Here is a 23,660-nt window from a genome sequence, read left to right on the forward strand (position 1 = left end):
GCGGGCCGCAATGTACGTCGGTTGCCTGGGGCCTCAGCCCATCGCGGCCTTGACGGCTTCGCCCAGCTGATACACCGCCAGCGCGTAGAAAAAACTGCGGTTGTAGCGGGTCAGCACATAAAAATTGCGCAGGCCGATCATGTACTCGGTGGGCTGGTCGGGCGTAGGCAGATCGACCACCAGGACGCCGGTCTCGCCTTCACGGACCGCGTCGATGGGCTCATCGAGCCTCAGGCCGGCCTTGGTCAACTGGTTCAGCGTGCGCGTCGGCCAGGGTTCGCCGTCCGCGGCCGCGGCTGCGATGCCGCGGCTGCCCTCATCGGGCGCCAGTCGCCAGACCACGGGCCGGCCTGCTTCCCAGCCATGCAGCTGGAGAAAGCGGCCGACGCTGCCGATCGCGTCCGCGGGGCTGTTGCGCAGGTCGATACGACCGTTGCCGTCATAGTCGGTCGCGTACTCGCGCAGGCTGGTCGGCATGAACTGCGGGATGCCGATGGCGCCCGCGTAGGAGCCGAGCACCGAAAAGACGTCGGTGCGGGTGTCGCGGCACCACAGCAGGTAGTCCGCAAGCTGGTTGCGGAACAGTGTCGTCCTGGCGTCGCGGTTGGGCGTGGATGGGTAATCGAAGGCCAGCGTCGAGAGCGAGTCGATCACGCGGAACGTGCCCATGTCGCGTCCGTAGATGGTCTCGACGCCGATGATGCCGACGATGACGGAGGCCGGCACGCCGAACTCCGCTTCGGCGCGGCGCAGCGTGTCGCGGTTCTCCTGCCAGAAGCGCACGCCCGCGTTGATGCGGATCGGCTCGATAAAGCGCGAGCGATAGGCGCGCCAGCTTTTGCGCCCTGGCGTGGCCGGCGGCAGGATCAGCCGTGCCACGGTAGCGGAATAGACGGCTTGTCCGAACCAGTTTTCCAGCGCGCCGCGGTCAAAGCCGTGGCGGGTCACCATGTCGTCGATGAAGGCCCGCGTTTGTGCATTGTCGCGATAGCGTCCGGGTTCGATTTCTTCTTCCCGGACGCTCACGCGGCGCTTGCCGGCGGCGAGGAGGTTGGGCGAGAGGCCGCAGAGTCCCAGTGCGGCAGCGGAGAGCGCGGCGCCCAGCAACGGGCGGCGCAATGAACGCTGGGTGTCGGTCATGGTGTCCTTAGCAAGTCGCAGCGAGTATAGCGGATGGCACTCCGCTATTCCCCGCGAATGCGGCACCGCGACAGGTCTGGCGCGGCGCTGGCGGCCTTGTCCTGTGCTAACGTAACGTTTGGAGACAAAACACGAAGATAAGACATGCCGACGGGCTATTACACGCATCCGGAGTTCCTGCGGCACGAGATGGGTCATTTCCATCCCGAGTGCCCGGAACGCCTGCAGGCGATCGAGGATCACCTGATTTCCCACGGCATGGACGGTCTGCTGGAACGCCGCGAGGCGATGCCGGCCACCCGCGAGCAGATCGAACGCGTGCACGGGGCCGACTATGTCGATTCGCTGGAGCGCGCCAGCCCGGCCAGCGGCTACTACCCGATCGACCCCGACACCTCGATGAACTCGCATACGCTGGCTGCGGCAAAGCTGGCGGCGGGCGCGGCGGTCGCGGCGACCGACGCCGTGATGGCGGGCGAGGTGGAAAACGCATTCTGCTGCGTGCGCCCGCCCGGACACCACGCCGAGCCCGACCGCGCCATGGGTTTCTGCTTCTTCAACAACGTGGCGGTCGCCGCGCGCCATGCGCTGGCGGCGCACGGGCTCGAACGCGTGGCGATCGTCGACTTCGACGTCCATCACGGCAATGGCACCGAGGCCGCATTCCGCGGCGACCCGCGCGTGCTGATGTGCAGCTTTTTCCAGCACCCGTTCTATCCCTATAGCGGCACCGAGCATATCGCCACCAATATGGCGAACATCCCGTTGCCGGCCTATACCAACGGGCTGGCCGTGCGCGAAGTGGTCGAGACCATATGGCTGCCGCGCCTGAATGAATTCCGTCCGCAGATGGTGTTTATCTCCGCCGGCTTCGACGCACACCGCGAGGATGACCTCGGCCAGATGGGCCTGGTCGAGCAGGACTACGCCTGGATTACCGGCCAGCTCATCGATGTGGCGCGCGCCCACGCAAACGGGCGCATCGTCAGTTGCCTGGAGGGTGGCTACAACCTGAGTGCGCTGGGGCGCAGCGTCCTGGCGCACCTGAAAGTGCTGCTGGAACGATAAGGAGGATAGCCTGGCATGGCCGATACCGATCCGCGCGTGAGCGCGCTGCTGACCGAGTCCCGCGACGCGCAGGGCGTTGCCCGGCTGACCATGAACCGCCCGGAGGCGTTCAACGCGCTGTCCGAGGGCTTGCTGGACGAACTGACGGGTGCCTTTGCCCGATTGTCCGCCGATGGCACCGTGCGCGTCGTGGTGCTGGCCGGGGCGGGGAAGGCCTTCTGCGCAGGACACGACCTGCGCGAAATGCGCGCCGAACCTTCGCACGATTACTACCGGCGCCTGTTCGACCGCTGCACGCGCATGATGATGGCGATCCACAAGATGCCGCAGCCGGTCATCGCGCGAGTCCACGGCATCGCGACCGCGGCGGGTTGCCAACTGGTGGCCATGTGCGACCTGGCGGTGGCCGCCGACGATGCGCGCTTTGCCGTGTCCGGCGTCAATCTCGGCTTGTTCTGTTCCACGCCGGGCGTGGCCTTGTCGCGCAACCTGTCGCGCAAGCAGGCCATGGAAATGCTGCTAACGGGCGACATGATCGATGCGGCCACCGCGTGCGCCCGCGGCCTGATTAACCGTGCCGTGCCCCTGGCACAGTTGGATGAAGAGGTGGCGCGCCTGGCCGCGAGCGTCTGCGCCAAGCCGGCGGCGGCCGTGGCGGCGGGCAAAGGGCTGTTCTACCGGCAACTCGAAATGGGCATCGAGGCGGCGTACCAGCTGGCCGGACAAACCATGGCGTGCAACATGATGGACGATTCGGCGCTGGAGGGCGTTCAGGCTTTCCTGGATAAGCGTCCACCGGATTGGCGTGCCCCGTAAGGCATATTTAACGCCCTATATACCGTGGGCGCATAAGGGAATCGGCAAAAATTCGTTTAGGGTATGAAGCGAATCGCTTAAAATGCTCGCTTCATAAAAATAACGTGCGGCAACAGCGCTGGAGATTTTCTCGCCTGTTGCCGTTTTCTTTTGGTCAATCCCATGATCGAACTGCAAGGACTCTCGCAGCGCTTCCCCGGCGGATCGGGTGAAGTGCATGCATTGCGGGACGTCAGCCTGTCCATCGGGGCGGGCGAGGTCTTCGGCATTATCGGCCGCAGCGGCGCGGGCAAGAGCACGCTGGTACGCGCCATCAACCTGCTCAACCGCCCCACCAGCGGACGCGTGATCGTCGCCGGCCAGGACCTGACCGCGCTGGACAACGGCGCGCTGCGCCTGGCGCGACGCGAGATCGGCATGATCTTCCAGCACTTCAACCTGCTGTCGTCGCGCACCGTGTTCCAGAACGTGGCACTGCCGCTGGAGTTGGCGGGCAAGTCGAAGTCGGAAATCGAGGGCACCGTGCTGCCGCTGCTCGAACTGGTCGGGCTTTCAGCATTGAAGGACCGCTATCCGGCGCAGATCTCCGGTGGTCAGAAGCAGCGCGTGGGCATTGCGCGCGCGCTGGCGAGCAAGCCCAAGGTGCTGCTGTCGGACGAGGCGACCTCCGCGCTCGACCCCGAAACCACCCGCTCGATCCTTGACCTGCTCAAGCAGATCAACCGTGAACTGGGCCTGACCATCGTGATGATCACGCACCAGATGGAGGTGATCAAGCAGGTCTGCGATCGCGTGGCGGTGCTGGAAGCCGGCCGCGTGGTGGAAGAAGGGCGCGTGATCGACGTGTTCCTGCGTCCCCGGCATGAAGTCACGCGCGCGATGATCGGCGACGTGATTGCGCAGGAGCTGCCCGAGAGCGTGCTCAAGCGCGTGGAAAGCCGGCTGGGCAACGGGCGCGATCATGTCTACCGACTGGCCTTTACCGGCGAGGGCGTGGACCAGCCGGTGCTGGCGCAGGCCATTCGCCGCTATGGGCTCGATTTCAACATCCTGCACGGCCATATCGATGAAATCCAGGGACAGGCCTTCGGCTCCCTGGCGATCATGGCGACTGGCGAACTGGCCGACGTGAAGGCGGCAATGGAATACCTGCAGCAACAGGGCGTGGTGGTCGAGGAGATCGAACATGTTGTCTGAGATGTTTGACCTGTTCCTCACGTCGTTCAACGAAACGCTGCTGATGGTGGCGATCTCCGGCGTGGTCGGCTCGCTGCTGGGCGTGCCCTTGGGCGTGCTGCTGCACCTGACCAATCGTGGTGGCGTGCTGTCGCATCCGCTGTTCAACCGCACCATCGGCGTGGTCGTCAACGCGGTGCGTTCGATCCCGTTCATCATCCTGCTGGTGGTAGTGATCCCGTTCACGCGCGTGATCGTGGGTTCGTCGATCGGCACCACGGCCGCCATCGTGCCGCTGACCATCGCGGCGATCCCGTTCATTGCGCGCCTGGTGGAAAGCGCGCTGCGCGAGGTCGACAAGGGCCTGGTCGAGGCGGCGCAGTCGATGGGCGCCACCACCGGACAGATCGTCTGGAAGGTGCTGCTGCCCGAGGCAATGCCCGGCATCGTCGCCGGCCTGACCATCACCTTCGTGAGCCTGGTCGGTTATTCGGCCATGGCGGGCGCGATCGGCGGTGGCGGCCTGGGCGACCTGGGCATCCGCTATGGCTACCAGCGCTACATCACCGAGGTGATGGTCGCGGTGGTCGTGATCCTGATCATCTTCGTGCAGGCCGTGCAGAGCTTTGGCGACTGGCTGGTCCGGCGCATCAGCCATCGCTGATCGGCACCAGAGTCGATTCACCGGCAACCAAACAGGCTGTGTCGCATCCGCGGTCAGCCGGCTACTTGAGAAAGAAGGCAAGACATGCAACGTCGCAACCTGCTGCAATGGATTCTCGGCGCCGCCCTCGGCGCCACACTGGCCACGGGCGCCATGGCCCAGGACAAGCCGATCAAGATCGGCGTCACCGGCGGCCCGCACGCGCAGATCATGGAGCAGGTCAAGAAGGTCGCGGCCAAGGATGGCCTCAACATCCAGGTGATTGAATTCAGCGACTACGTGCAGCCCAATGCCGCGCTGGCCGCTGGCGACCTGGATGCCAACAGCTACCAGCACCTGCCGTATCTCGAAGCCCAGATGAAGGACCGCGGCTACAAGTTCACGCATATCGCCTTCACGGTCACGTTCCCGATGGGCGTGTATTCCAAGAAGATCAAGTCGCTGGACCAGCTCAAGGCCGGCGCGCGCGTCGGCGTGCCGAACGATCCGACCAACGGCGGCCGCGGCCTGCTGCTGCTGCAGAGCAAGGGCCTGATCAAGCTCAAGCCGAATGCCGGCCTGAAGGCAACGCCGCTGGATATCGTCGAGAACCCGAAGAAGCTCCGCATTGTCGAGCTGGACGCCGCGCAACTGCCGCGCTCGCTCGATGACCTGGACGCCGCCGCGATCAATGGCAACTATGCGGAATCGGCGGGTTTGTCGCCCACACGTGATGCAATCGCCATGGAAGGCCCGAAGGGTCCCTATGCGAACCTGATCGCGATCCGCGAGGCCGACAAGAACAAGCCCTGGGTCGCCAAGCTGGTGAAGGCCTACCAGTCGCCGGAAATCAAGCAATACATCACTTCCACCTTCAAGGATTCGGTGATTACGGCCTGGTAAGTCGGGGACTTCATCCAAATCGACGATGTGCGTGCCGCCCGGGTGGCGGCACAATCACCAGCGTGCAAAAGGCCTGCCGGGCTATGCCCGGCAAAATTTTGCCGATAAAATAGTACGATCGTTCGAAAAATATGAGAGCCGCCAACCCGGTGGTTATAATGACGAGCGGACAAATTTCTGACTATCAGCTATCAGTGGAGTGAGCGCATGAAAGTACTCGTCGCAGTCAAGCGGGTGGTGGATTACAACGTGAAGGTGCGGGTGAAGGCCGACGGCACCGGCGTGGATCTGGCCAATGTCAAGATGAGCATGAACCCGTTCGACGAAATCGCCGTCGAAGAGGCCGTGCGCCTTAAGGAAGCGGGCGTTGCCACCGAAGTCATCGCCGTGTCGTGCGGCGTGGCGCAGTGCCAGGAAACCCTGCGCACCGCCATGGCGATCGGTGCCGACCGCGGCATCCTGGTGGAATCGAACGAAGACCTGCAGCCGCTGGCCGTGGCCAAGCTGCTCAAGGCCCTGATCGACAAGGAGCAGCCGCAACTGGTGATCCTGGGCAAGCAGGCCATCGACGACGACTCGAACCAGACCGGTCAGATGGTGGCCGCGCTGGCAGGCCTGCCGCAGGCGACCTTCGCCTCGAAGGTGGTCGTGGCTGACGGCAAGGCATCGGTGACCCGTGAAGTCGACGGCGGTCTCGAAACCCTGTCGCTGAAGCTGCCGGCCGTGGTGACGACCGACCTGCGCCTGAACGAGCCGCGCTACGTCACGCTGCCGAACATCATGAAGGCCAAGAAGAAGCCGCTCGATACCGTCAAGCCGGAAGACCTCGGCGTGGACGTCAAGCCGCGCCTGTCGACCCTGAAGGTGGTCGAGCCTGCCAAGCGCAGCGCGGGTGTGATGGTGCCGGACGTTGCGACGCTGGTGCAGAAGCTGAAGAACGAAGCCAAAGTTATCTGAGCGCGGGGAGATAGAACATGACTGCACTCGTCATTGCTGAACACGACAATCAATCGATCAAGGCCGCCACGCTGAACACCGTGACGGCAGCTGCCCAATGCGGCGGCGATGTCCACGTGCTGGTGGCTGGCGCCAACGCCGCCGCCGCTGCCGCCGCCGCCGCGAAGATCGCCGGCGTGTCGAAGGTGCTGCTGGCCGACGCCGCCTACTTCGGCGACGGCCTGGCCGAGAACGTGGCCGAGCAGGCGCTGGCCATCGCCAACGACTACAGCCACATCCTGGCTCCCGCCACCCCGTACGGCAAGAACATCCTGCCGCGCGTGGCCGCCAAGCTGGACGTGGCGCAGATCTCGGAAATCTCCAAGGTCGACGCCCCGGACACGTTCGAGCGTCCGATCTACGCTGGCAACGCCATCGCCACCGTGAAGTCGTCGGACAAGATCAAGGTCATCACCGTGCGCGGTACGGCCTTTGACGCCGCTGCCGCCGAAGGCGGTTCGGCCGCCGTGGAAAACCTGCCGGCCGTGGCCGACGCAGGCGTGTCGCAGTTTGTTTCGCGCGAGGTGGCCAAGAACGACCGTCCGGAACTGACCGCCGCCAAGGTGATCGTCTCGGGTGGCCGTGGCGTGGGCTCGGGCGAGAACTACACCAAGGTGCTGACGCCGCTGGCCGACAAGCTGGGCGCCGCGCTGGGCGCTTCGCGCGCGGCCGTGGACGCCGGCTTCGTGCCGAACGACTACCAGGTCGGCCAGACCGGCAAGATCGTCGCGCCGCAGCTGTACATCGCCGTCGGTATCTCGGGCGCGATCCAGCACCTGGCCGGCATGAAGGACTCCAAGGTGATCGTTGCGATCAACAAGGACGCCGAAGCCCCGATCTTCTCGGTGGCGGACTACGGCCTGGTTGGTGACCTGAACACCGTGGTGCCGGAGCTGGTTGCCGCACTGGGCTGATGCATCGCCGGCTGCCTTGCGGCCGGCCCTGTAAAGATGCTGCATAAGCCGTTCCGGGCCTGTCCCGCGAACGGCTTTTTCATACACGTTTGGAGACATCGATGACCTACCGCGCACCGCTCAAGGACATGCTGTTCGTGATGAACGAGCTGGCGGGGCTGGAAGCCGTCAGCCAGTTGCCGGGCTTCGAGGAAGCCACGCCGGAAACCGCCCAGGCTGTACTGGAAGAGGCCGCCAAGTTCAACGAGCAGGTGGTAGCGCCGCTGAACCGCGCCGGCGACCTGGACCCGAGCAGTTGGAAAGACGGCGTGGTCACTACCACCCCGGGCTTCAAGGAAGCGTTCCGTCAGTTTGCCGAGGCTGGCTGGCAAGGCGTGCAGCATCCGCAGGAATTCGAAGGCCAGGGCCTGCCCAAACTGATTGGCACGCCCTGCAACGAAATGCTCAACAGCGCGAACCTGTCGTTCTCGCTGTGTCCGCTGCTGACGGACGGCGCCATCGAGGCGCTGCTGACGGCCGGCTCCGATGCGCAGAAGGCCACCTACCTGCCCAAGCTGATCTCCGGCGCGTGGACTGGCACCATGAACCTGACCGAGCCGCAGGCCGGTTCGGACCTGGCTGCGGTGCGCACGCGTGCAGAGCCGCAGGGCGACGGTACCTTCAAGATTTTCGGCACCAAGATCTTCATTACCTACGGCGAGCACGACATGGCGGACAACATCGTCCACCTGGTGCTGGCTCGCACGCCGAATGCGCCGGAAGGCGTGAAGGGCATCTCGCTCTTCATCGTGCCGAAGTTCCTGGTCAACGCGGACGGCTCTACGGGCGCGCGCAACGACGTGCATTGCGTGTCGATCGAACACAAGCTGGGCATCAAGGCCAGCCCGACCGCGGTGCTGCAGTTCGGCGACCACGGCGGTGCCATCGGCACGCTGGTGGGCGAAGAGAATCGCGGCCTCGAGTACATGTTCATCATGATGAACTCGGCGCGTTTCGCGGTCGGCATGCAGGGCATTGCCATTTCCGAGCGGGCCTACCAGCAGGCCGTGGGCTATGCTCGCGAACGCGTGCAGAGCCGCCCGGTCGATGGTTCGGCGCGCGAGGCGGTGACGATCATCCACCATCCGGATGTCAAGCGCATGCTGATGACCATGCGCAGCCTGATCGAAAGCGCGCGTTCCGTGGCCTACGTGGCTGCCGCCATCAGCGATGCGGCGCATAACCATCCGGACGAGGCGGTGCGCAAGCAGAACCAGGCCGTCTACGAGTTCCTGGTGCCGATCGTGAAGGGCTGGAGCACCGAGATGTCGATCGATGTGACGAGCCTTGGCGTGCAGGTGCACGGTGGCATGGGCTTCATCGAGGAAACCGGTGCGGCACAGCATTACCGGGATTCGCGCATCCTGGCGATCTACGAAGGCACCACCGCCATCCAGGCGAATGACCTGGTCGGCCGCAAGACGGTGCGTGACGGTGGCGCGGTGGCGCGTAGTCTCTGCGCCGGCATCGCCGAAACCGAAGCCGCACTGGGCAAGCACGGCGGCGCGGCCTTCATGGCAGTGCAGGCGCAACTGGCCAAGGGCCGTGCAGCGCTCGAAGCCGTGGTGGCGTTCGTCGTCGCCAATACCAAGTCGGACCCGAACGCGGTGTTCGCGGGCAGCGTGCCTTACCTGAAGCTGTGCGGCATTGTGTTCTCGGGCTGGCAGCTTGGCCGCGCGATGCTGGCGGCGGACGCGAAGCGTGCGGCAGATCCGGGCTTCCATGATGCCAAGATTGCCACAGCGCATTTCTTCGCCGAGCATGTCTTGTCGCAAGCGTCGGGGTTGCGCGATGCCATCGTCGCGGGCTCTGCGCCGGTGAATGCCGTTTCGCCTGAGCAGTTCTGATTCGGCGTTTTCCGGCATACAAAAAAGGGCGGCCTGTCGGGCCGCCCTTTTTTGCTGATATGTCCGGCCCGGTCAGGCCGTCGCGGGACGCGGCATGCCGTGCGTGCGAGCCGGCTTCAGGTACCGTGCCACCGACAGGTCGTCCGCGCGGATCGCGGGGGACTTGCCCGAGACCAGATCCGACAGCAGCTTGCCCGAGCCGCAGGCCATGGTCCAGCCAAGCGTGCCGTGGCCCGTATTGAGCCAGAGGCCGCGTACCTGGGTCGGGCCGACGATGGGCGTGCCGTCCGGCGTCATCGGACGCAGGCCGGTCCAGAAGGTGGCCTCGCTGACATCGCCGGCGCCCGGGAACAGGTCGGTGACCACGTGTTCCAGCGTGCGGCGCTTAGCCGGATCGAGCGAACGGTCATAGCCGACGATCTGCGCCATGCCGCCGACGCGGATGCGATCCTCGAAGCGCGTGATCGCGACCTTGTAGGTTTCGTCCAGCACGGTCGATACCGGGCTGCGCGAGGCATCTGTCATCGGCACCGTGATCGAGAAGCCCTTGAGCGGATAGACCGGCAAGTTGGACATGCCATGCAGGAACGGCTTGACGAGCTGCGTCGACCAGCTGCCCAGCGCCACGACGACGAGGTCGGCCGGCATGGGCTCGCCATCGACCACGGCGCCGGTCACGGCGTCGCCTTGGGTCATCAGGTTGTTGATCGAGCGGTTGTAGAGGAATTTCACGCCCAGCGACTCGGCCATGGCTGCCAGGCGTCCGGTAAACATCTGGCAGTCGCCGGTTTCGTCGTTGGGGAGGCGCAGGCCGCCGCTCAGCTTGTGGCTGACGGCGGCCAGCGCCGGTTCGCTCGCGGCGAGTTCCTCGCGCGAAAGCAACTGGTAGGGCACGCCGGCTTCCTCGAGTACGGCGATGTCCTTCGCCGCGCCATCGAGTTGGCCCTGCGTACGGAACACTTGCAGCGTGCCTTGCTGGCGTCCTTCATAGGCAATGCCGGTCTGGGCGCGCAGGTCGCGGATGCAATCGCGGCTGTATTCGGCCAGCCGCACCATGCGTTCCTTGTTGACGGCGTAGCGCTCGGCGCTGCAGTTCTGCAGCATCTGCCACATCCATTGCAACTGGAACAGGGTCCCGTCAGGGCGAATGCTCAGCGGCGCGTGTTCCTGGAACATCCACTTGATGGCTTTGAGCGGCACGCCCGGAGCGGCCCACGGCGATGCGTATCCCGGCGAGATCTGCCCGGCATTGGCAAAGCTGGTGCCGAGCGCTGGGCCAGCTTCGCGGTCCACAACCGTTACTTCATGACCGGCTTTGGCCAGATACCACGCACTGGTGACGCCGATGACGCCACTGCCAAGTACGAGAACGCGCATGTTTCGGGGGCTCCTAACCAGGATGTCAGGGTATTGAAGGATTTGTCTCTATACTATTGAATATAACCCAGTCATAGTTTTCGAATTTCTTAGAAAAACAGGAATAACTCATGAGAACCAGTCGCCAGCCGGTGCGTGCCCTCGACCGCCTCGACCGCAAGATCCTGATGCTGCTGCAGGCGGATGGCCGGATGTCGATGAAAGACCTCGCCGAGGCGGTCGGGCTGACCATCACGCCGTGCATCGAGCGGGTCAAGCGCCTGGAGCGCGATGGTGTCATCATGGGCTACTACGCGCGGCTGAATCCGGGCTTGCTCGGCAGCGCGCTGCTGGTGTTCGTCGAGATCTCGCTCGGGAACAAGTCGGGCAATATGTTCGAGCAGTTCCGCCGCGAAGTCCTGCGGATTCCGGAGGTGCTGGAGTGCCATCTGGTCTCGGGCGACTTCGATTATCTGATCAAGGCGCGCATCCGCGAGATCGGCGAATATCGGCGCCTGCTCGGCGATATCCTGCTGCAGTTGCCGGGCGCCGCGCAGTCAAAGAGCTACGTAGTGATGGAAGAGATCAAGGAGACACTGGCCATTTCCGTGGAGGAGAAGGCGCAGCCAGCCTGACGATGAGACGTTTCCCGCCGGATTCCGCCCCCGATCCGCACGGTGCATTGCGCCGCGAACGCGACGCCGAGGATGCGAGCGCCACGGCCGGCGTTCGTCCGCCAGTGGCGCGCAAGGGGCGGGGCGCGGTCAGCAATATCCAGGGCCGGTTCGAACGGGACCAGCGCGAGCCGTTCGATGACGGCTGGGGAGCGTCCGGCAACGACGAAAGCGCCGGCGAGTCCGCCGGCACGGGGAAAGAAGCGGCGACGCGCAGGCCCGTCATTCCAATCGTCCCGGTTGACACCGCGCCGCTTGCGCCGCTGCGCACCGAAGTCACGATCGAGCGCGCGCGCTTGGTCCTCACGCACAATGCGTCTCCGGATATCCCGTTCGATGTCTCGCTGAATCCATACCGCGGCTGCGAACACGGCTGCATCTATTGCTTTGCCAGGCCCACGCACGCCTACCTGGACCTGTCGCCGGGGCTGGATTTCGAGACCCGCCTGTATGCCAAGACCAACGCTGCCGAACGGCTGCGCGCGGCGCTGATCCGGCCGGCTTACCGTTGCGAGACGATTGCGCTCGGCGTCAATACCGATGCCTACCAGCCGATCGAGCGCGAGCATCGTGTGACGCGCGGCATCCTCGAAGTGCTCAGCGCCTGCGACCATCCGGTGGCGCTGATCACGAAATCCTCGCTGATCGAGCGCGATATCGATCTGCTGGCGCCCATGGCGGCCAAGGGGCTCGCCGTGGCGGCCGTGACGCTGACCACGCTGGACGCTACCATCGCGCGCACCCTGGAGCCGCGCGCGGCAACGCCATCGCGGCGCCTGCGTACGATCCGCACCTTGTCGGAGGCAGGCATCCCGGTTGGCGTCAGTATCGCGCCGGTTATTCCGTTCATCACGGAGCCGGACCTGGAACGAGTGCTGGAGGCGGCGCGCCAGGCGGGTGCCGTCTATGCCAACTACATCGTGCTCAGGTTGCCGTGGGAAGTGCGCCCGCTGTTTGAGGAATGGCTGCAGGCCCATTTTCCGGACCGGGCCGAGCGGGTGATGAACCGCGTGCGTGACATGCGGGAGGGCAAAGCCTATGACGCCAGCTTTGCCACACGCATGCGCGGAACAGGGGTGTGGGCCGATCTGATGCGCCAGCGCTTCTACAAGGCGGCAGACCGGCTGGGATTCCGTTACAACCGATTCGAACTCGATACGTCGCGATTTCGCGTGCCGCCCAGTTGGACGGCCGATGCGGACGACGCGCAGGGCACCTTGTTCTGAGTGGCGGCGGTCGCTTCCTGATCGCGGATCATGCTGCTTGCCAACTCCAGCGCGGCCCTGGCGCGGGCCGGTGCCAGCCCTGAAGACAACGCGAGCCTGACTGCGATGGCCGCCAGGCGTCCCTCTTCATACGTAGGCATGTCGGTCTTGCTCCTTTGCACGGTCGGTGTCGGGGCCGGCCGGACGGATTGCCGCCGGAGGCCGGCGGTTTTTCCAGTATGGGCGATTTGCCCGGAAGGGAAACCCGTCATTGGCCACGCTTTGCGTGCGGACAAGTTCAGCAAAGATCGGGCAGCAGCCTGCGTGCCACTGGCGTCGCCGGGCAAGGACGGCTGCACGGCTGGCCGGCGTCGGCAAGCGGCTTACTGTGACAGTGCGCGCGCCGCTTCCACTTGCGACTCGAAGAAGGTCTGGAAGCTGATGGCAAGCCCGGCCATCAGCAAGCCGGTGCCGATCAGCAGCGACAGGATCACCAGGATCACCACTGGCCACCCTGAGCGCGTGGGCGTGCCATTCGGGTTGAAGCGGGCGTCCCATTTGTCATCCGGGCGCAGGCCATAGATGATCGCGGCCAGGAAGGCGCCGATCACGGAGGTGCCGCCGGCCACCGCGAAGGTCCAGTTCAACGCGGGCGATCCGGCGTCAGCCGCCATCGACGCAACGCCAACCATACCCGCAAGCATGGCCAGCAGGTGCAGCCAGCCATACTGGTCGCGCAGTCCGCCAAGGTAGAAGCGGTGCGCGCCAAGGCTGCCGAACAGGAAGGCGAGCGCCACCGTCAGCAGCTTCGATCTCGAGCGCGTGGACGGCGCGGCGGTGGGCCGGGAGGCTTGTGGCGCTTGGCTGGCTGCGGGCATGGGGAGGGCAACGTGGCGAAGGGTGCCGGCGGGCATGCCACCGGCAGCGGTCAATGGGGCGCGGCGGCAGCGGGTGCCAGCCGGGACACATTGTACGACAGGGGCATTGCCGTGGAGGCTGTCGCCCGGCTGATCTCCCCGCCTTGCAGGAGGTGCCGGGCAGAGGCAGGTCAGTTTGGTATGCCGTCCGCGCGGACGGTACGCTGCACGTTGCGGGGCAGCTTGAGGGCGACAGCCTGTGCGCGCGTTGGGGGCGCACTCAGATAGTGACCGCAGTCCCCCGGACGAGTTCCAGGGCGCTTAGCGGCCGCCTTCGCGGCCGCGGGCCTGCCAGCCCGGACCTACGCTGGCCGGGCGGTTGTCATTGCGGTTGCCGTCATTCTGGCTGGTGCGTTCCTGCGGGCGCGAACGGTTGTCGTCGCGGCCATTCGGGGCATTCGGCCTGCCGCTCAGCCGATCATCGGCGCGGGCGCGCGCTTCCATGCGGTCGATCTGTGCCTGGACGTGGTCGCGGCTCTCGGCGCGGACGCTGGCCATTTGCCAGCCGCCGGCCTGCAGACGCGGGGCATGGGCATCGGCATGCGAGCGAGGCCAGAACGTGACTTGTGCATGACTTGCGGCGACGGCGCCGATCAAGCCCGCAACGGCGAGGATGCCAGCCACCAGGTCGCGCAGGAATGAGCGGGTGAACATGCGGAATCCCAGGATCCAGACGCGCAGCGTTGTGTTTCAAAGTTGGGTTCATGGTACGCATGGGGCATCGGCCCGCCTATGCGAATCGCGTTACCGGTGTAACGGATTGTTTCGTTGCAATCAGGCGCTCCTTGGGGGATTTCAGGGGGCGTAGCGGATGCGATAAATCGCGCCTGCGTGGTCGTCGCTGACCAGCAGCGAGCCGTCCGGCGCGACCAGCACGTCCGCCGGGCGGCCCCAGGCTTTGCCGTGCTGGAGCCAGCCCTGCGCAAAGATTTCCTGGCTTGTCGCCTTGCCCTGCGCGTCCAGTGTCACGCGCACGACCCGGTAGCCGATGGGCTCGCTGCGGTTCCAGCTGCCGTGCTCGGCAATGAAGATGTTGTTCCGGTACGCGGCCGGAAACTGCGTGCCGGTGTAAAAGCGCATGCCCAGCGCAGCGACATGCGCGCCGAGCCTGGCCACCGGCGGCACGAACTCGGAGCAGGGGCGCTGCCTGCCGAATTCGGGATCGGGGACATTGCCAGCGTGGCAGAACGGATAGCCGAAATGCTGCCCGGCCTGCGTAACGCGATTGAGTTCGTCGTCGGGCTGGTCGTCGCCGAGGTTGTCGCGGCCGTTGTCGGTGAACCACAGTTCGTGCGTCGTGGGATGCCAGTCGAATCCGACCGAATTGCGCACGCCGCGCGCCACCACCTGCAGGTCCGACCCATCGGGTCGTATCTTCATGATGTTGGCGTAGCGGTTCTCGTCCGGGGCGCAGATATTGCAGGGGGCGCCGACCGGGACGTAGAGATAGCCGTCCGGGCCAAAAGCGATGAATTTCCAGCCGTGGCTCATTTCCTTGGGAAACCGGTCGCTCACGACGACAGGTGCCGGCGGGTTGTCGAGGCGAGCATCGATGTCGTCGAGCCGCACAATGCGCGAGGTGGACGACACATAGAGGCTGCCATCGCGAAAGGCCACGCCGACTGGCATGGCAAGGCCGCGGGCCACTACGCGTGTCACCGGCTTGCCGGTCAGCGCCGCAGGCAGGGCGTAGGCCTTGCCTTGGGAATTCGAGCCGACGAACAGGGTGCCGGAGGGGCTCAGTGCCATTTCGCGGGCGCCCGGCACGGTATCGCTGAGGACTTCGATGCGGAACCCTGGCGGCAACTGGATCTCCGCGAGAGGCAGGGCCGCGAACGTGGTGGACGGCGCGCCCAGCAGCGTGATGCAAGCCAGTGCGGCCAGATGCGCGGTGCGATCAACGAAGTGCCTGACGATTCCCATGGCGTGCCTCCAGTCGCGGATTTCGCCACGATGCCCTTGCGCACGCATCGCGTCAACCGTCTAAGTGTTTGTTTGACCACGGATATTGGGCTATACTCTTGCGTTTCGTGTTCGAACACCAAGTTTTCTGAGGAACCATCTCATGGTCGTTATCCGTCTGGCTCGTGGCGGCAGCAAGAAGCGCCCCTTCTTCAACATCGTCGCTACCGATTCGCGCAACCGTCGCGATGGCCGCTTCATTGAGCGCGTTGGCTTCTACAATCCGCTGGCTTCGGCAGGCGAAGAAGGCCTGCGCGTTGTGCAGGACCGTCTGGCCTACTGGCAAGGCGTTGGCGCCCAGCTGTCGCCGACCGTTGCACGCCTGGTCAAGCAGAACGCCGCCAAGGCTGCTGCCTGATAGCAGGTTGCAGCGCGCTCCCTATCGGGGCGCGTTTTTCATTGCACACGTGACTGAACGAAAGCAGGGCGCCGCTGCGCCAAGGCCGCTGAACCGGCCTCAAGGCGAGTCGTCCAAGGCGGTCAAGCTGCCGGCGACGCTGCTGTATGCCGATCCCCTCCCGGATGATCTGGTCGAGGTCGGCTATGTCGGTGATGCCTATGGCATCCGCGGCTGGATCAAGATCCAGCCCCATGCCAATGATGCGTCCGCGCTGCTGCATGCGCGCCGCTGGTGGCTGCTGATGCCCCCGCAGGCTGGCCTGGTGGCCACGGCGGAGGCTTCGCGTGCCCAGGCGGTGTGCGTCAAGATCGCGCAATCGCGCGAGCACAGCGGAACCGTGGTGGCACAGGCAACCGGCGTTTCGGACCGCAATCTGGCCGAAGCGCTCAGGGGGCGACGCGTGTGGATCCGGCGCGAGGACTTTCCGGCGCCGGACGAGAATGAGTTTTACTGGGTAGATCTGATCGGCTGCACCGTGAGCAACGAGCAAGGCGAGTTGCTGGGCGAGGTGTCCGGTCTGATCGATAACGGGGCTCACCAGATCCTGCAGGTGGCTTACGCATTGCCCGACGGTCAGGCCGCTGAGCGGCTCGTGCCGTTTGTCGATGCGTTCCTGCGCACGGTCGACACCGCGGGCAAGCGCATCGTGGTGGACTGGGGGCTCGACTACTGAACTTGTACCGGAGCCGGTGCGGTTTGGAGGGGGAAGGCGGATGCAGTTCGATGTAATCACGCTGTTTCCCGACATGTTTCGCGCGCTGACCGACTGGGGCATTACCAGCCGGGCAGCCAAGCAGCAACGGTACGCCCTGCGTACCTGGAATCCGCGGGATTTCACCACGGACAACTACCGTACGATCGATGATCGGCCGTACGGCGGCGGGCCCGGCATGGTCATGCTGGCCAGGCCGCTGGAAGAAGCGATCGATGCGGCCTCGGCCGCGCAGGCTCAGGCAGGCGTCGAGACGCCGCATGTGGTGCTGATGTCGCCTCAGGGTGCGCCGCTGACACACCAGAAGGTCATGTCGCTCGCGCAGCGGCCCGGACTGGTACTGTTGTGCGGCCGCTATGAGGCCATCGACCAGCGCCTGATCGATCGTCGCGTGCATGAGGAAATCAGCCTTGGCGATTTCGTGCTGTCCGGCGGCGAGTTGCCCGCGATGGCATTGATCGATGCCGTGGTGCGGCACTTGCCCGGTGTACTGGGCGACGCGCAGTCGGCGGTGCAGGACAGCTTCGTCAACGGCTTGCTCGATTGTCCGCATTACACGCGGCCGGAAGAGTACGACGGTGTGCGGGTACCCGAGATCCTGCTCGGCGGCCATCATGCCGAGATTGAAAAATGGCGGCGCCAGCAGGCGCTGGCCAATACCGCGAGAAAGCGTCCCGACCTGATCGAGACCGCTCGCGGGCAAGGTTTGCTGACCCGTTCCGACGAGAAATTCCTGTCGGAATGGCAGGCGAAAGAAGGGCGGGAGATTTCTCCCGCCAGGTAAAACCCCATCCTCTGCCGGGGCCCGGGCAATGCCCGGGGCATCCAACGCCGGCACGATGGTTACGGAGAAAGAACGATGAACATCATCGAGCAGATCGAGAAAGACGAGATCGCGCGTCTGACCGCGAACAAGACCATCCCCGCATTCGCACCCGGCGACACCGTGATCGTCAGCGTGAACGTGGTGGAAGGCAATCGCAAGCGCGTGCAGGCTTACGAAGGCGTGGTGATCGCCAAGCGTAACCGTGGCCTGAATTCGTCCTTCATCGTGCGCAAGATCTCGTCGGGTGAAGGCGTGGAACGTACGTTCCAGCTGTACTCGCCGCTGATCGCCGGCATCGAAGTGAAGCGTCGCGGCGACGTGCGTCGTGCGAAGCTGTACTACCTGCGCGAGCGCTCGGGCAAGTCGGCACGTATCAAGGAAAAGCTGGTTTCGAAGGCAGTCAAGGCTGCTCAGTAAGCCGGACATGCTGGCCGGTTTTGCCGGCTGGACGTTTCCTCGGGAAGGGCACCGCAAGGTGCCCTTTTTGCGTTTTGGCAACTGTGCCGGATTGCTGCGCTGCCGGAAGACGAGCATCTGTCATACTTCAACCTGTTATGCGCCCCGCCTTTGATCCCGAATCCCTCCCCATCATCGATACCGACACGCGCCGACCGGCGCTGAGCGCGCCGCGCCTGAGGGCGGATTTCATCCGCCGCCGGCTGCAGGTGCCGCCGGCCTGGGCGCCCGAGCTGACCGATGAATCCCGTGTGTACGACCGTAGCCGAAGCCTGCGCCAGGCCTCCGTGCTGGTGCCGATTGTCGAGCGCCGGGATGGCCTGACGATCTTGCTCACCGAACGCAATGCCAACCTGAGCGCGCACGCGGGGCAGATCAGTTTTCCCGGTGGCAGCCAGGAAGACTATGACGCCAGCCGCGTTGATACGGCCTTGCGGGAGACCGAGGAAGAAGTGGGCCTGGCACGCGACTATGTGGAGGTGCTAGGCGCACTGCCGGACTACATCACCGGCACCGGTTTCCATGTCAGCCCGGTGGTGGGCCTGGTACGCGACGGCTTCACCTTGCGGCCCGACGCCTCCGAAGTGGCCGATGTGTTCGAGGTGCCGCTGGCTTTCCTGATGGACCCTTCGCACCATGAGCGACGCCTGTTCCGCTGGGTCGATGGCGAACGGATGTTCTATGCCATGCCCTTCCCGCGCGAAGGCGGTGGCCATCGCTTCATCTGGGGCGCGACGGCCGGCATGCTGCGCAATCTCTACCACTTGCTTGCCGCCTGAGTTTCGCTGCGGCGCGCAGAATCAGGCTGCGGCCTGACCTTGTTGCCCGATGCAGTGCGGGCAGCTTTTGCCGACGACGTACTGCGGCCTTTGCTGCTCTTCCGGCGTGACCACGGCGCGGCAGGCAAAGCACTGCCTGGGACCAGCCGGTTCAAGGTTCGGGTTGAGCGCCGTGCGGTAGTCGAAGACGAAGCAGTCGCCGCGATAGTGGCTGCCGCCGACTTCCTCGAAATATTTGAGGATGCCGCCTTCAAGCTGGTAGACGTGATCGATGCCGACTTCCTGCATATGGATCGCGGCTTTCTCGCAGCGGATGCCGCCGGTGCAGAACGACACCACGGTCTTGCCCTGGAAATCCGCCTTGTGGGCTTCCACGGCTTCGGGGAATTCGCTGAACTTGGTGAGGTTGTATTCCACCACCGTATCGAACGTCCCCACCGCCACTTCGAAATCGTTGCGCGTATCGAGCATCACCACCGGGCGGCCTTCGTCGTCATGGCCCTGGTCGAGCCAGCGTTTGAGGTCGACCGGCCGTACCGACGGCGCACGCCCTTCCTCGGGGCGGATCAGCGGGCGCTTCATGGTGATGATTTCCTTCTTGGCCCGCACCAGCATGCGCTTGAAGGGCTGGTTGTCCGACAGGCTTTCCTTGGGCGTAATGTCCGCGAAGCGCGCGTCGGCGTGCAGCCACGCCATAAAGCCGTCGATGGCATCGCGCGGGCCGGCCAGGAACATGTTGATACCCTCCGGCGCGAGCAGGATGGTGCCCTTCAGGGCGAGCGCCTCGCAGCGCGAGCGCATTTCCGGACGCAAGGTCTCGATGTCGTTGAGCGAGACGAACTTGTAAGCGGAGATGTTGACGATCTGCATGATGGGCTGCGCTGCATCACGCGCGCAAAGCACGCGATAACTGCCTGATTGGAAACGTGAAATTATAGCGCGCCGGCCCGCTGCCGGCCGCCATTTCCTAGCGTCGTCCTCAGCTATCGTGGCGTGTCGACGATGTCTGCGGGGCGGCCGTTGCCATGCCCGAGCCGGTACAATGTCGCCCATGTCTGCCCCCCGTTTCGTACACCTTCGCGTCCATTCCGAGTATTCCGTCGTCGACGGCATCGTCCGCCTGGAGGATGCCGTGAAGGCCGCGGCCAAGGATGGCATGGGCGCGCTCGCTCTCACCGACCTTGCCAACGCCTTCGGCCTGATCCGCTTCTACAAGGAAGCGCGCGGCGGCGGCGTCAAGCCCGTGGTCGGCGCCGATGTCTGGCTGTCCAATGCGGACGACCGCGACAAGCCCGCGCGGCTGCTGTTGCTGGTGCAGGACCGCATCGGCTACCTGAACCTGTGCATGCTGCTGTCCCGCGCATGGCTGTCGAACCAGCACCGTGGCCGTGCCGAAATCGAGCCCGGCTGGTTCAGCGAACCCGGTGAAGCGGGCCAGCCGCTGGCGACAGGACTGATCGGGCTGTCGGGCGCGATGGGTGGCGATGTCGGCATGGCGCTGGCCAATGGCAACGTCGAAGGCGCCCGTCGCGCCGCCGAGCATTGGGCCACCGTCTTCCCGCAGCGTTTCTACATCGAGGTGCAGCGCGCCGGCCATCCGGGCACGGACGCCTATGTGCAGCAGGCCGTGCACCTGGCCGCCGAGATGCAGTTGCCCGTGGTGGCCACGCATCCGGTGCAGTTCATGACGCCGGACGAGTTCACTGCGCACGAGGCGCGCGTCTGTATCGCCGAAGGCGAATTGCTGGCCAATCCGCGCCGCACGCGCCGTTTCACCACGGACCAGTATTTCAAGACGCAGGACGAGATGTGCGCGCTGTTCGCAGACATCCCGTCCGCGCTCGAGAACGCCGTCGAGATCGCGAAGCGCTGCAACCTGACGCTGGAGCTCGGCAAGCCGCGCCTGCCGCTGTTCCCCACGCCCGACGGCATGTCGCTCGACGACTACCTGGTCTTCATGGCCAAGGACGGCCTGGAGAAGCGTATGGCCGTCCTGTTCCCGGACGAGGCGCAGCGCGAGGCCAAGCGGCCCGAATACTACGCGCGGCTGGAGTTCGAGACCGGCACCATCATCAAGATGGGCTTTCCCGGCTACTTCCTGATCGTGGCGGACTTTATCAACTGGGCCAAGAACAACGGCGTGCCCGTGGGCCCGGGCCGCGGCTCCGGCGCGGGTTCGCTGGTGGCCTATGCGCTCGGCATCACCGACCTGGACCCGCTCAAGTACGCGCTGCTGTTCGAGCGTTTCCTGAATCCGGAACGGGTGTCCATGCCCGACTTCGATATCGACTTCTGCCAGCACGGCCGTGACCGCGTGATCACGTACGTGAAGGAAAAGTACGGCAAGGACGCGGTATCGCAGATCGCCACCTTCGGCACCATGGCGGCCAAGGCCGCGGTGCGCGACGTAGGACGCGTGCTCGACCTTGGCTACGGCTTCGTCGACGGCATCGCCAAGCTGATTCCGTTCAAGCCAGGCAAGCTCGTCACGATCGAGGAAGCCAAGAAGGAAGAGCCGCTGCTCACCGAGCGCGAGAACAACGAGGAAGAAGTGCGCCAGCTGCTGGAACTGGCGCAGCGTGTCGAGGGCATGACCCGCAACGTCGGCATGCACGCCGGCGGCGTGCTGATCGCGCCAGGGCGCCTGACCGATTTCTGCCCGCTCTACACGCAGGGCGCGCAGAACGACGGCATGAGCGGTGTCGTCAGCCAGTACGACAAGGACGACGTGGAAGCGGCCGGCCTGGTCAAGTTCGACTTTTTGGGCCTGACCACGCTGACCATCCTCGACTGGGCCGAACGCTATATCCGCCGGCTCGACCCGAGCAAGGCGGACTGGAATTGCAGCCAGATTCCGCTGGATGACGGCCCGGCCTTTGACATCCTGAAGACGGCCAACACGGTTGCCGTGTTCCAGCTGGAAAGCCGCGGCATGCAGGGCATGCTGAAGGACGCCAAGCCTGACCGCTTCGAGGACATCATCGCGCTGGTGGCACTGTACCGGCCGGGCCCGATGGACCTGATCCCCAGCTTCTGCGCGCGCAAGCACGGCCGCGAGAAGGTCGAGTATCCGGATGCGCGCGTCGAGCCCGTGCTCAAGGAGACCTACGGCATCATGGTCTACCAGGAGCAGGTGATGCAGATGGCGCAGATCATCGGCGGCTACTCGCTGGGCGGCGCCGACCTGCTGCGCCGCGCCATGGGCAAGAAGAAGCCCGAGGAGATGGCGCAGCACCGCGTGATGTTCCGCGAAGGCGCCGCCAAGAACGGACTTTCCGCCGAGCAGGCCGACGATATCTTCGACCTGATGGAGAAGTTCGCGGGCTACGGCTTCAACAAGTCGCACGCGGCCGCGTACGCGCTGCTGGCGTACTACACCGCCTGGCTCAAGGCGCATCACCCGGCCGAATTCATGGCAGCCAACATGTCGCTGGCCATGGACGATACCGACAAGGTCAAGATCCTCTACGAGGACTGCAAGCTCAACAAGCTTGCCGTGCTGCCGCCCGACGTCAACGCCAGCGAATACCGCTTCGCGCCGACCGATGCCAAAACCATCCGCTATGGACTCGGCGGCATCAAGGGTTCCGGCCAGGGCGCCATCGAAGACATCCTGCGCGCGCGCGCGGAACGGCCGTTCACGGACCTGTTCGACTTCTGCGAGCGCGTCGATCGCCGCCAGGTAAACCGCCGCACCATCGAGGCGTTGATCCGAGCCGGTGCGTTCGACAGCCTCAACGACAACCGCGCGCAGTTGCTCGCTTCGGTCTCGATCGCCATGGAAGCGGCCGACCAGAAGGCCCAGTCGGCCAACCAGGTCTCGCTGTTCGACCTGATGGGCGATGCCGGCGACGCGCACGGCCCGGAACTGCTCGACGAGCCGCGCTGGACGCCCAAGCGCACGCTGCAGGAAGAAAAGCAGGCGCTTGGCTATTACTTCTCGGGACACCTGTTCGACGCGTGCCGCGACGAGGTGCGCCGCTTCGTGAAGAGCACGCTGGCGGGGCTCGAAAAGGAAGTGCAGGGCAATGGCGGCGGGTTTGGCCGCGATGTGCGCGGCAAGACCATCGCCGGTGTGATCGCCGGGGTGCGCACGCAGATGACGCAGCGCGGCAAGATGATCATCGTGCAACTCGACGACGGCACCGGGCTGGTGGAGATGACCGTCTTCAACGAGCTGTTCGATGCCAACCGGCACATGTTCCGCGAGGACGAATTGCTGATCGCCACCGGCAACGCGCGCCACGACACCTTTACCGGCGGCGTGCGCTTTACGGCCGAGTCGGTGATGGACCTCGCCACGGCCCGCAGCGCCTATGCCAGCGCGCTCAGCATTGCGCTCGCACCGGAAGACTCGACCATGGAACGCTTGCGCACCATGCTCACCCAGTACCGTGCCAAGCCGCGCGACACTGGCCTGGCGGGCCTTGGCCTGCTGGTGCGCTACCGCAATCCGAGTGCCGCATGCGATATCCACCTCGGACCGAACTGGCGCGTCGAGCCTGACGAAGCCCTGCTCGGCGAACTGCGGCAGTGGCTCGGCAACGAGGCGGTCGAGCTGGTGTATTGAGGCCACGGCGGGGCGCGCGGGGCTGGCGCCGCGCCAGCCCCGCGCGCCTTCCGGCACGCCTGCCATGCCCGGGAATGCGGTTACAATGGCTGCGTTTTTTGCGCCTCTCTGTGGCGTTTTCGCCATGCCGGGCAGCCAGTTCCGGTGGTCCTTCGGCGTTTCTCGTGCCACCCCTCAGACGGGTGCGCGTCGCATCATTCAAATTAAGGGTGGTAGTGAGCAATCCAGCGAAGTCCGAACAGTCGGCCGGACAAGACGTAA

General features: G+C 65.0%; 22 protein-coding genes. 16 read left to right on the plus strand and 6 right to left on the minus strand.

The window, feature by feature from the left end:
• Nucleotides 1-33: 33 nt before the first annotated feature.
• The gene (gene mltB, locus ACIGJC_RS04070) at nt 34-1,140 is read right to left on the minus strand and encodes a lytic murein transglycosylase B (protein WP_483710744.1); all 1,107 of its coding nucleotides are present in this window, start codon (nt 1,138-1,140) and stop codon (nt 34-36) included.
• 144 nt (nt 1,141-1,284) lie between these two features.
• On the opposite strand from mltB, the gene ACIGJC_RS04075 reads away from it, so the two are divergent.
• The 8 genes from ACIGJC_RS04075 to ACIGJC_RS04110 all read left to right on the plus strand — a co-directional run bounded on the left by ACIGJC_RS04075 (nt 1,285) and on the right by ACIGJC_RS04110 (nt 9,542).
• Complete coding sequence (locus ACIGJC_RS04075) at nt 1,285-2,208, plus strand: histone deacetylase family protein (RefSeq protein ID WP_483710745.1); 924 nt, start codon at nt 1,285-1,287, stop codon at nt 2,206-2,208.
• Between the two features lie 15 nt (nt 2,209-2,223).
• On the plus strand, nt 2,224-3,024 hold the full coding sequence (locus ACIGJC_RS04080) for an enoyl-CoA hydratase (protein ID WP_483710746.1): 801 nt from the start codon (nt 2,224-2,226) through the stop codon (nt 3,022-3,024).
• Between the two features lie 162 nt (nt 3,025-3,186).
• Nucleotides 3,187-4,221 (plus strand): methionine ABC transporter ATP-binding protein, encoded by a 1,035-nt coding sequence (locus ACIGJC_RS04085; RefSeq protein ID WP_483710747.1) that lies wholly within the window; start codon nt 3,187-3,189, stop codon nt 4,219-4,221.
• Entirely contained in the window at nt 4,211-4,864 is a 654-nt protein-coding gene (locus ACIGJC_RS04090) for a methionine ABC transporter permease (RefSeq protein ID WP_483710748.1), read from the plus strand. The genes ACIGJC_RS04085 and ACIGJC_RS04090 overlap by 11 nt, the downstream gene beginning before the upstream one ends.
• A gap of 84 nt (nt 4,865-4,948) precedes the next feature.
• Nucleotides 4,949-5,746 carry a MetQ/NlpA family ABC transporter substrate-binding protein gene (locus tag ACIGJC_RS04095; protein WP_483710749.1) on the plus strand — a complete coding sequence of 266 codons (798 nt, stop codon included), beginning with the start codon at nt 4,949-4,951 and terminating at the stop codon, nt 5,744-5,746.
• Nucleotides 5,747-5,953: 207 nt separating this feature from the next.
• Nucleotides 5,954-6,703, plus strand: coding sequence for an electron transfer flavoprotein subunit beta/FixA family protein (locus ACIGJC_RS04100; protein ID WP_483710750.1), 750 nt, complete (start codon nt 5,954-5,956; stop codon nt 6,701-6,703).
• Between the two features lie 17 nt (nt 6,704-6,720).
• Nucleotides 6,721-7,656, plus strand: a complete 936-nt coding sequence (locus ACIGJC_RS04105) for an electron transfer flavoprotein subunit alpha/FixB family protein (protein WP_483710751.1) — start codon at nt 6,721-6,723, stop codon at nt 7,654-7,656.
• A 101-nt stretch (nt 7,657-7,757) separates the two neighbouring features.
• Nucleotides 7,758-9,542 carry an acyl-CoA dehydrogenase gene (locus ACIGJC_RS04110; RefSeq protein ID WP_483710752.1) on the plus strand — a complete coding sequence of 595 codons (1,785 nt, stop codon included), beginning with the start codon at nt 7,758-7,760 and terminating at the stop codon, nt 9,540-9,542.
• 72 nt (nt 9,543-9,614) lie between these two features.
• On the opposite strand, the gene ACIGJC_RS04115 is transcribed toward ACIGJC_RS04110, so the two are convergent.
• Entirely contained in the window at nt 9,615-10,919 is a 1,305-nt protein-coding gene (locus ACIGJC_RS04115) for a D-amino acid dehydrogenase (protein ID WP_483710753.1), read from the minus strand.
• A 110-nt stretch (nt 10,920-11,029) separates the two neighbouring features.
• Here ACIGJC_RS04115 and ACIGJC_RS04120 point away from each other — a divergent pair, with 110 nt between their 5' ends.
• Together ACIGJC_RS04120 and ACIGJC_RS04125 are read left to right on the plus strand one after the other, a co-directional pair.
• Entirely contained in the window at nt 11,030-11,533 is a 504-nt protein-coding gene (locus ACIGJC_RS04120) for an Lrp/AsnC ligand binding domain-containing protein (RefSeq protein ID WP_276099779.1), read from the plus strand.
• Nucleotides 11,534-11,535: 2 nt separating this feature from the next.
• Nucleotides 11,536-12,798, plus strand: a complete 1,263-nt coding sequence (locus ACIGJC_RS04125; RefSeq protein ID WP_483710754.1) for a PA0069 family radical SAM protein — start codon at nt 11,536-11,538, stop codon at nt 12,796-12,798.
• Nucleotides 12,799-13,160: 362 nt separating this feature from the next.
• On the opposite strand, the gene ACIGJC_RS04130 is transcribed toward ACIGJC_RS04125, so the two are convergent.
• The 3 genes from ACIGJC_RS04130 to ACIGJC_RS04140 form a co-directional block, all read right to left on the minus strand.
• Entirely contained in the window at nt 13,161-13,655 is a 495-nt protein-coding gene (locus ACIGJC_RS04130) for a TM2 domain-containing protein (RefSeq protein WP_483710755.1), read from the minus strand.
• 300 nt (nt 13,656-13,955) lie between these two features.
• Entirely contained in the window at nt 13,956-14,348 is a 393-nt protein-coding gene (locus ACIGJC_RS04135) for a hypothetical protein (RefSeq protein WP_483710756.1), read from the minus strand.
• A gap of 141 nt (nt 14,349-14,489) precedes the next feature.
• Nucleotides 14,490-15,617, minus strand: coding sequence for a PQQ-dependent sugar dehydrogenase (locus tag ACIGJC_RS04140; protein ID WP_483710757.1), 1,128 nt, complete (start codon nt 15,615-15,617; stop codon nt 14,490-14,492).
• A gap of 142 nt (nt 15,618-15,759) precedes the next feature.
• Between ACIGJC_RS04140 and rpsP the strand changes: the two genes are divergently transcribed.
• The 5 genes from rpsP (at nt 15,760) to ACIGJC_RS04165 (ending at nt 18,829) form a co-directional block, all read left to right on the plus strand.
• Nucleotides 15,760-16,014, plus strand: a complete 255-nt coding sequence (rpsP, locus tag ACIGJC_RS04145) for a 30S ribosomal protein S16 (protein WP_483710758.1) — start codon at nt 15,760-15,762, stop codon at nt 16,012-16,014.
• Nucleotides 16,015-16,063: 49 nt separating this feature from the next.
• Nucleotides 16,064-16,729, plus strand: coding sequence for a ribosome maturation factor RimM (gene rimM / locus ACIGJC_RS04150; RefSeq protein WP_483710759.1), 666 nt, complete (start codon nt 16,064-16,066; stop codon nt 16,727-16,729).
• A 40-nt stretch (nt 16,730-16,769) separates the two neighbouring features.
• Nucleotides 16,770-17,552: a tRNA (guanosine(37)-N1)-methyltransferase TrmD gene (gene trmD, locus ACIGJC_RS04155; RefSeq protein ID WP_483710760.1), complete on the plus strand. Its 783-nt coding sequence runs from the start codon at nt 16,770-16,772 to the stop codon at nt 17,550-17,552.
• Between the two features lie 75 nt (nt 17,553-17,627).
• Complete coding sequence (gene rplS / locus ACIGJC_RS04160) at nt 17,628-18,011, plus strand: 50S ribosomal protein L19 (protein ID WP_483710761.1); 384 nt, start codon at nt 17,628-17,630, stop codon at nt 18,009-18,011.
• Between the two features lie 137 nt (nt 18,012-18,148).
• Nucleotides 18,149-18,829 (plus strand): CoA pyrophosphatase, encoded by a 681-nt coding sequence (locus ACIGJC_RS04165; RefSeq protein WP_483710762.1) that lies wholly within the window; start codon nt 18,149-18,151, stop codon nt 18,827-18,829.
• 21 nt (nt 18,830-18,850) lie between these two features.
• Here ACIGJC_RS04165 and ACIGJC_RS04170 read toward each other — a convergent pair whose 3' ends face one another.
• Nucleotides 18,851-19,699, minus strand: coding sequence for a sulfurtransferase (locus tag ACIGJC_RS04170; protein WP_483710763.1), 849 nt, complete (start codon nt 19,697-19,699; stop codon nt 18,851-18,853).
• A gap of 181 nt (nt 19,700-19,880) precedes the next feature.
• On the opposite strand from ACIGJC_RS04170, the gene dnaE reads away from it, so the two are divergent.
• Nucleotides 19,881-23,399, plus strand: coding sequence for a DNA polymerase III subunit alpha (gene dnaE, locus ACIGJC_RS04175; protein WP_483710764.1), 3,519 nt, complete (start codon nt 19,881-19,883; stop codon nt 23,397-23,399).
• Nucleotides 23,400-23,660 lie beyond the last annotated feature (261 nt).

The organism is Cupriavidus sp. C3SS-1 (assembly GCF_057073755.1).

Coding starts and splice junctions, on each gene's coding strand:
- ACIGJC_RS04140 (WP_483710757.1), bottom strand. CDS start 15,617: ATGGGAATCGTCAGGCACTTCGTTGATCGCACCGCGCATCTGGCCGCA.
- ACIGJC_RS04125 (WP_483710754.1), top strand. CDS start 11,536: ATGAGACGTTTCCCGCCGGATTCCGCCCCCGATCCGCACGGTGCATTG.
- ACIGJC_RS04115 (WP_483710753.1), bottom strand. CDS start 10,919: ATGCGCGTTCTCGTACTTGGCAGTGGCGTCATCGGCGTCACCAGTGCG.
- mltB (WP_483710744.1), bottom strand. CDS start 1,140: ATGACCGACACCCAGCGTTCATTGCGCCGCCCGTTGCTGGGCGCCGCG.
- ACIGJC_RS04110 (WP_483710752.1), top strand. CDS start 7,758: ATGACCTACCGCGCACCGCTCAAGGACATGCTGTTCGTGATGAACGAG.
- rpsP (WP_483710758.1), top strand. CDS start 15,760: ATGGTCGTTATCCGTCTGGCTCGTGGCGGCAGCAAGAAGCGCCCCTTC.
- dnaE (WP_483710764.1), top strand. CDS start 19,881: ATGTCTGCCCCCCGTTTCGTACACCTTCGCGTCCATTCCGAGTATTCC.
- ACIGJC_RS04130 (WP_483710755.1), bottom strand. CDS start 13,655: ATGCCCGCAGCCAGCCAAGCGCCACAAGCCTCCCGGCCCACCGCCGCG.
- ACIGJC_RS04075 (WP_483710745.1), top strand. CDS start 1,285: ATGCCGACGGGCTATTACACGCATCCGGAGTTCCTGCGGCACGAGATG.
- trmD (WP_483710760.1), top strand. CDS start 16,770: ATGCAGTTCGATGTAATCACGCTGTTTCCCGACATGTTTCGCGCGCTG.
- ACIGJC_RS04165 (WP_483710762.1), top strand. CDS start 18,149: ATGCGCCCCGCCTTTGATCCCGAATCCCTCCCCATCATCGATACCGAC.
- ACIGJC_RS04080 (WP_483710746.1), top strand. CDS start 2,224: ATGGCCGATACCGATCCGCGCGTGAGCGCGCTGCTGACCGAGTCCCGC.
- ACIGJC_RS04135 (WP_483710756.1), bottom strand. CDS start 14,348: ATGTTCACCCGCTCATTCCTGCGCGACCTGGTGGCTGGCATCCTCGCC.
- ACIGJC_RS04170 (WP_483710763.1), bottom strand. CDS start 19,699: ATGCAGATCGTCAACATCTCCGCTTACAAGTTCGTCTCGCTCAACGAC.
- ACIGJC_RS04095 (WP_483710749.1), top strand. CDS start 4,949: ATGCAACGTCGCAACCTGCTGCAATGGATTCTCGGCGCCGCCCTCGGC.
- ACIGJC_RS04085 (WP_483710747.1), top strand. CDS start 3,187: ATGATCGAACTGCAAGGACTCTCGCAGCGCTTCCCCGGCGGATCGGGT.
- ACIGJC_RS04100 (WP_483710750.1), top strand. CDS start 5,954: ATGAAAGTACTCGTCGCAGTCAAGCGGGTGGTGGATTACAACGTGAAG.
- ACIGJC_RS04120 (WP_276099779.1), top strand. CDS start 11,030: ATGAGAACCAGTCGCCAGCCGGTGCGTGCCCTCGACCGCCTCGACCGC.
- ACIGJC_RS04090 (WP_483710748.1), top strand. CDS start 4,211: ATGTTGTCTGAGATGTTTGACCTGTTCCTCACGTCGTTCAACGAAACG.
- ACIGJC_RS04105 (WP_483710751.1), top strand. CDS start 6,721: ATGACTGCACTCGTCATTGCTGAACACGACAATCAATCGATCAAGGCC.
- rplS (WP_483710761.1), top strand. CDS start 17,628: ATGAACATCATCGAGCAGATCGAGAAAGACGAGATCGCGCGTCTGACC.